Below are 1805 nucleotides of genomic sequence, written 5' to 3'. Positions count from 1 at the left end.
CACGGGTGACATGGACGACGATCGGCGCCATGACGAGGCAGATGGCGTCGTTGACCAGGAAGGCGGACAGCACGCCGGTCAGCAGCGTCACCATCACCAAAAGCATGAAGGGCGCGTGCGCGTGCTCGATGGCGATGGCGCCAAGGCCGCGAAAGGCGCCTGACACCTTCAGATGCGCCACCACGATCATCATGCCGAGCAGAAGCGTGATGGTGTCGAAATTGATCGCCCGGTAGGCATCCTCCATGCTGAGCGCGCCGATGGCGATCATCGCGGCCCCGCCGAGAAGCGCGATCCCCGCCCGGTCGAGGCGCAGGCCGGGGATGCGGCCAATTGCAACACCGGCGTAAGTCAGGATCAGGATCAGCAGTGCCGCCGCGCCCATCAATGTCATCGATAGAAGTCCTGCACAGTCTGTTTCCGCGCCGAAGCCCACCACCCACCCGGAGGCCATTCGGGTGCTCACCCTTTAACGCGATGTCGATCTGGATGCCAAACCGGCCGGGCAGACGGTTTCAGACGCCGGGCTAACGCAAATAGAAATCCAGCCTCTGTCGCACAGCTTGGGAAGAATAGATCTGTTCGAAGGACTCCCTCGCCCTTTTTCCCACTGTCGCCCGCAATGCCGGATCGGCTTTGAGATCGGCAAGGATGCGCAACGCCTGTTCAGTCGTCTCGAACAAGAAACCGTTTTCGCCATGCCTTATGTGGTCGGAATAGCCGCCATGGGAATGGCAGACCACAGGCAAACCGCAGGCCATCGCCTCCAACACGACGCGACCGAAGGTCTCCACATGCCAACCGGTGCGATAATAAAACACGTCGAGCGTCCGCAGAAACTCTTCGGCGGAAAATCGGCCGGGTGGGAACAGTTCGAGTTGCGGATGCGGCATGAGGCTGTCCTTGAGCCCTGCCCCGCCCTGAATCCGCAAGGCTGTGCCCTCGGCCAGCAATGTCTCGTAGAGGGGTATGTCATCGGCATGATGTTTGCCCGGCCCGTCGCGACTCAAGCGTCCGACGGTGAACGGACGATCCGAAGCCAGACGCCGGGGTGAAAAACGTTCGACATCGATCAGCGATGGATGCACGACGCCATCGACCCGCAGCATCCGTCTCTGAAAATCGGAAATCAGCACCAGTTCGGCGTCTGGCCAGTTCAGCATGCGGGGCATGCGCGTCGTCAGCGCGATGATTTTCGGGTGAAAGGTATTGAAGACATAGATCAGCCGGCGCGGCCGCGGGATCAGGTAAGGCCACACCTTGTTGCGCCAATGCGAGCCGAGAAAGACGTAGGTGCCGCCATTCGGGACATCCCACTTCGACAGCGAGACGCGGCGAATCGGGAAGTTCCGCATCAACTCGCCGGACACGCTGGAGGAGGTTGCCCACAGATGCACCTCGGAATCGGCACTCAACAGCCGGTACAGTTCCAGAGCTTCAAGGTCACTGCCGCCGAAGGGATCCTGAAAGCCGTTGAACAAATGGATCATGGTCGCTGCGCTTTGTTAGCTTGGCCGGCTGTTTGCCGATAGTGAAAATCTGGCCGTTGCCGTGCTGCCCACATGGCGATCGGTGGCCTTACTTGTGGCCGAGCAGAGCTAACGCAGCTGCTGAAAAATCGCTGTGAACAGAGATATCTACCTTCAGCTGGTATTTAGCTGCCCGAGATATCGGTCGCCCATTACGCAGGTTGCGTCAATACGGGGGCATTCGGTGAGTGCTAAGTCGTCCATCTATTGCTCAAAAACATCACTGGCAGCCTAAGCTGCGTCGCCTACCCCTTGCAGAGTCTCGCTATTTAGTTA

General features: G+C 59.4%; 2 protein-coding genes. Both read right to left on the bottom strand.

The genetic code is table 11. From position 1 onward, the window contains the following. Nucleotides 1–394, bottom strand: a 394-nt coding sequence (locus EN964_RS33420; RefSeq protein WP_281035597.1) for an SLC13 family permease, incomplete at its 3' end; no start/stop codon positions are given. A gap of 133 nt (nucleotides 395–527) precedes the next feature. Then, a complete protein-coding gene (locus EN964_RS33415; RefSeq protein ID WP_127270455.1) occupies nucleotides 528–1490 on the bottom strand; it encodes a glycosyltransferase family 4 protein in 963 nt (320 codons plus the stop codon). Nucleotides 1491–1805: the final 315 nt, after the last annotated feature.

Origin of the sequence: Mesorhizobium sp. M7A.F.Ca.CA.001.10.2.1 (assembly GCF_003998575.1) — a bacterium.
Lineage (GTDB): Bacteria > Pseudomonadota > Alphaproteobacteria > Rhizobiales > Rhizobiaceae > Mesorhizobium.
The sequence above is the reverse complement of the archived record's forward strand: the minus strand, read 5'-3'. Positions and strand labels throughout refer to the sequence as shown.

What these genes read in the sequence shown, in the direction of transcription:
- EN964_RS33415 (WP_127270455.1), bottom strand. Translation starts at nt 1,490, where the DNA reads ATGATCCATTTGTTCAACGGCTTTCAGGATCCCTTCGGCGGCAGTGAC.